At 59.2% G+C, this 5,525-nt stretch carries 2 protein-coding genes; both read left to right on the forward strand.

Annotated elements, in window-relative coordinates:
• The first annotated feature begins 212 nt into the window (after nucleotides 1–212).
• Nucleotides 213–4,706 (forward strand): nSTAND1 domain-containing NTPase, encoded by a 4,494-nt coding sequence (locus ABIB51_RS22925; RefSeq protein WP_354191684.1) that lies wholly within the window; start codon nucleotides 213–215, stop codon nucleotides 4,704–4,706.
• Nucleotides 4,707–4,994: 288 nt separating this feature from the next.
• Nucleotides 4,995–5,282 (forward strand): hypothetical protein, encoded by a 288-nt coding sequence (locus ABIB51_RS22930; RefSeq protein WP_354191685.1) that lies wholly within the window; start codon nucleotides 4,995–4,997, stop codon nucleotides 5,280–5,282.
• The last annotated feature ends 243 nt before the right edge of the window (nucleotides 5,283–5,525 follow it).

Below are 5,525 nucleotides of genomic sequence, written 5' to 3' on the forward strand. Positions count from 1 at the left end.
TCGATACTCCGGAGTGAATTTACGTCTTGTCGTGCTCACAAGAACACCTTCCCGCAGAATCCAAGGATCCCGCTACTTCAGGTGTCCACCAACAGTGGTTAACCCCAGATGGAGCTCGGGGGAGCGACTCGTGTTGGGTAGCTGTCGACCGAGCGGCGAGTCCAAAGGAGCGGGTACGGGACGGACGGCGTTTAACGGCGAGAATGGTCCCTATGAAGGATGCGGATAAGGTGCAGGCGAAGGTGCTGCGTAGGAATGGCGCCGGCGGCGGGGTTGCCGACAAGCTAGGCAACACGTATGAGTTGTCCTGGGCCGTTCACTACGCTTTGCGGTGCATCCAAGACGAGCGGCGCGCTATTACCCTCGAGGATCTCGATCCGGACCTGGCCGACGGTTCTGAGTTCACCTTCGTTGATGAATGGGGCACCGTGGCCGTCACGCAGGTGAAGCGTCAGCACAGCATCAACGATCATTGGACCGTCGCAGCCCTGAGGAGTCGCGGCATTTTCGCGGCTGCGGCGAGGCATGTCACTGACGGCCGGGAGTATCACTTCAGCTCAATGACGCCCTGCGGGCGGCTACGCGTGCTTAGCGAGTGGGCTCGGCAGTCCGCGGATGTCGGGCAATTCGTAACGCACCAACTCACCGAACAGTTGAGTCCGGTATTCGATGAGCTGTCAGCTCCCGACATCTTTGGCAGCGCGGAGGGGGCCTGGCAAGGGATTCGGGGCATGTGGTTCGAGGTCGGTGACGAACAGCAGCTCGTCAAGACGAACGCTATGTTCGCCGCTACAGTGCTGGAGGGTGCGGCGGAGCCGCTGCTACCCGTCGCTGTCGGGGCAGTGTTGCTAAGTAATCTCCGTCGGCGTCTTACGAGGCGTGAATTGCTTGAAGGACTGGCTCTTCACGGCATCTACGCCCGCCACGCAACAGCGAAACGAACTGCCCATGATGAGGTACGCGCCACAACGACGAGTTGGCGACGTACCGTCGAGAGGGAGTTGCTCACACCAGCTATCCTGCGCAAAGAATCTGCTGAGCTTATCGAGCTTATGAGCAGAACGCGTCTGGCGCTGGTGGTTGGCACTGGGGGCGGCGGCAAGAGTTCGGTCGTCTATCAGGCGGCCAAGGGCCTTGAATCGAAGGGCGCGGAAGTCCTGGCATTCCGACTCGACCGTCGCGGAGCGTTCAGTTCGACAGCCGAGTTGGGGGCGCAGCTGGGCTTGACTAGCTCGCCGGTTGCGTCTCTGCGGATGGCCGCCGACGGGCGCGAGGCTTTTCTGATCATCGACCAGCTCGACGCCGTGTCACTCGCATCGGGACGACTGTCCGAACGCTACGACGTCATCGAGGATCTGATCCACGAGGCTACGGCAGTAGAGGGAGTTCGGGTTATCCTGGCCTGCCGCCTTTTCGACGTGGAGAACGATCATCGCATCCGCAGGCTTGATGCCCGGAGAGACGTTGAGCGCCTCACGGTCGAGCCGCTGCCCGATGAGGCCGTCACTGGTGCCTTAGAAGCTATGGGTCTAGAGGCCACAGCGCTCACGTCGTCGCAACATGAACTTCTGAAATCGCCACTGAACCTCGTGCTCCTCGAAACTGTCGCGAGCCAACCTGGCGCGCTCAACTTCACCTCACGAGGATCGCTATTCGAGGCTTTCTGGCAGCGCAAGCGCCAGACCATCAACGACTATCGCCCCGACGTTCGCTTCAATGACGTGCTGGCGCGCATCGCTAACACCGCAAGCGATCAGCAGGCCCTCTCGGTCGCCATCGAGATCCTCGATCCCGAGGAGTACATTCGTGATGCCCTGGTGCTGGCGTCCGAGCAAGTCTTGGCTATCGACGGTGAGCGCGTCTCCTTCTTTCATGAAACGTTCTTCGACTACACCTTCGCGCGGCAGTGGTTGTCGCGGCAGCAGTCAATGGTGGAGTTCCTCGGCGCACAAGAGCAAGAGCTTTTCCGACGGGCTCAGGTGCGTCAGATTCTTGAACTGCTGCGTGAGCGTGATCCAGAGCGTTTCCGCAGGGAAGTCGAGGCGGTGCTGACGGGATCGTCCATCCGTCTCCACATCAAAGAAACGGTCATGAACGTTTTTGCCAACGTGAACGCACCGACGGATGAAGACCTGGACCTCGTTCTGCGAATCGGCGAAGGCAACTCGACTTTGACCAGTCGTCTATGGCAGCAAATAGCGCGCCCGAGCTGGTTCGACGTGCTTCACCAGCGCGGACTCATCGAGACATGGCTCGACAGCAACGATCAGGCCCAGCGCGAAAGAGGCATCACCTGGCTGGCAAACGCCGGAGCTGATCATGGCGCTCTAGTTGCGGAACTCCTCACAGCGAGACGGGATCTACCCGAATACCTCCTGTGGCTCCGATGGCTCTCGCAGCGCGCTGAGCTTCACCAAAACCGACCCCTATTTGATCTCGTGCTGAGCGCCGTGCGATTGGGAGACCTCGACCCGGCTGACAAAAACCTCTGGCTCTCGGTTCATGGCCTGGCCGCGCATGAACCAGTTTGGGCAATCAACTTGCTCAGCGCCTGCTTCATCGAAAGCCCGTCGGCGCTCGTGACGGGTCCAGACGGCAAAGTTAGCATTCTCGGTTTGCACGATTACAACGCTAGTGAGCTCATCAAAGAGACGAGCAAGGCGGAACCTCGAGCCTTTGCCGAAACCTTTGTTCCATATCTTCTCGCCGTTATGCAGTCGACTTCCATGGAGGGGCGCCGCGACGGCCCACTCTACGACCATCATTTCAGCCTCCGTCTGCGATCAGAAGCGGGGTTCGACAACGCTGACGATGCGCTCTACAACGGCGCGGCGGATGCGCTCGCCAGGTGGGCATCAACCGAACCAGAGTCGGTCGAGCCGGTGCTTCGTACCCTCGCGGCAAACGACCACGCCTCCGCTCAAGCGTTACTATTCCGCACGCTCATCGCCGGCGCTGCGCACTTCACCGACTGGGCGGCGGAGTTGATCCTCGAAGGCGGCAGCCGTCTTGAAAGCGGTTATCTCTCAGACGTTCACTGGCTCTCTAGAGAGCTTGTGGAAGCTATCGCGCCGCTCATCTCCGAAGAGGTCCACGCCCGTCTCGAAGATGAACTGCGAGACCTCCGCAATCCATACGAACGCTTCCACTCGTTTGGCTACACCGCCTTCAAGTTCTTGTCGGCGCTAGAAGGAAACCGGCTTAGCTCCTTAGGCGCACGACGACTTGCCGAGTACCAACGGAAGTTCGGAGAGGAGGTTCCGCCGTCCCCGACTGGGATTATCAGCTACACCGTCGGCTCTCCGATCGGTGATGCGGCAACCGCGAGGATGTCGGACAAGCAATGGCTTCGCGCCATGGCCAAGCACGACAACGACCGCGATCGAGGCAGCTCGGTCGGCGGTGCCCACGAACTGTCGCAGACACTCAAGAACCGCACCAAAGAGGACCCTCAACGGTTTGCCGGCCTAGCGCTGCAGATAACGGCTACGACCAACCCGGCCTATTCCAGCGCCATCCTTTGGGGATTCGGTGAGGCGACAATCCCACCCACTGCCCAGCCGGCGATATTTGATGCCATTCGGCACATCATGAGCCTCGGGCTCACCGACTGTGATCGCTGGCTCGGGTGGTCTGTGCGACGCCTCCTCGTTGAGACACCTCTCGACATCGTTGAGCTAGTCAGAGACCGGGCCCGGCATGCGCCAGACCCAAAGGACAACTCACCCGTCTTCACCCCACAAGATGAGGAACGCCGCGGTCGAGACCTGCGCCAGCACGGTATAAACACAGCAAGAGGCAGCCTCGTCGAAGAACTCGGCGACCTCCTAGTTCATGACGTACACGGCGAGCGCACCGCGACGGTTAGCCCTCACCTGGTTGCGCTCGCCAGCGATCCGGTCCTCAGCGTCCGCTCCTGCGCTGCTCACACCATCGCGGCCTGCCTTCGACATGCACGGCCAACAGCCTATGAAGCATTTGAGCGCCTGATTGAGGCTGACGATATCCTGCTTGCCTCCGACCTAGTCGTCAATCTAATGATGTACATCGGCAACGTCGACCCAGAACGAATCGATCCAGTGATCGACCGGATGCTCGAATCACCTAACGGAGAGGTACGGAACGCAGGAGGTAGCATGGCTGCGTTCGCCGGCCTCCAGTGGGATCGTCCGCAGCTAATAGAACGAGCACTCGCTAGCGACATCGAGGTTCGGACTGGAGCGGCCGTCGTTTGCAGCGCCAGGGTGGACCGCGCCGCTAACTCAGAACTCGTTCTCGGCACCTTGCGCCAACTCATGCACGACGATGACGATGAGGTTCGCAAGGCAGTGGGCGAGCTCGTCGGTCACCTCAGAGGGCGGAGTCTGCGTCCGTTCGCCAGTGTTCTTGCGGACCTGATCGCATCTCCGAGTTATGTTCACGCCACCCCGCAATTGCTGATCACCTTGCAAGAAGCCCCCGACAAGGTCGACGATCTTGTTGACCTCGCCGCACACCGCTTCCTCGACATTTACGGCGGCGATGCCGCAGATATCCGGACTGGAGCAGCTGGCGACTCACACTACATCGCAGACCTAGTGGTTCGAGGACTGGCACAGGCACTCGACAAGAAGCGCATCTCGGCACTGCTCGACATTCTCGATCGTATGGTCGAACTCGGCGTCTACGGAGTTGACCGAGCCATGGAGCAATCGGAACGCCGCTAAAGCGTTAGCTCCGATCAAACATGAGAATCGATCGCCATTCGACGGTATGCTCTCGTACGCTGGCTAGCACGATAAAATTAGACATGACTGCAGCGGCGTATCATCTCACCCAACTCGGGGCTGTCGTTCGTGAAAAACGAAAGGCCTCGACGGACACACAGGACACAGTTCGCCAACCATGCGCTTGTCAGCAGGGTTCATCATGGAACTTGAACTCGGACAATTACGTGGTGAGTTTGGGGGAGGGGCTTGGGGTGCTCAATGCACTGGGAGTTAACGCTTTAGTCGATGCGCACCACGCGACTTCCACCGCAACTGAAATTCCTGAAAAAGAAGAAGGAGCCTGAGATGTCATTCGAGAAGATCCGCACACCTTCCGTGGACCCCGTGCAGAACCGCCGAGAAGCCATGACTGAAATTCTGGCTAGCTGGGATCTAGAAGGTGCAATGCCCGATGTGACCGGCCTAGAAGTGGTGCGTGAGTATGTCGTTGGGCGGCTGGAGCTGCCCCTTGCTCTCCTCAAAGTCAGTGAACGCGCAAAGCAGCTCCGGGCGAAAGAGATCCATAGCGCATAATGATCAAATTCGATGACCCCTATTGTTACCCCGGCACCGAGGTGTTGAAAAACAAGCAAGATCTCCGAGACTCTCAGCACGCTCTCGAAATCGAGCGCGAATACTCACTGTTGCGCCGTCGTGAAATTGAACTAGATCCCGTGCGGGGGTGGTTGGGTCCCCGTGTAGAAGTCCAGTGTTTGTGTGAGTTTCGTGTCCGAGAATGGACACAGGAGGAAATTCACGAATCATGGCACGCAGACA

It is taken from the genome of Arthrobacter sp. UYCu712, from assembly GCF_040547005.1.
Taxonomy (GTDB): domain Bacteria; phylum Actinomycetota; class Actinomycetes; order Actinomycetales; family Micrococcaceae; genus Arthrobacter.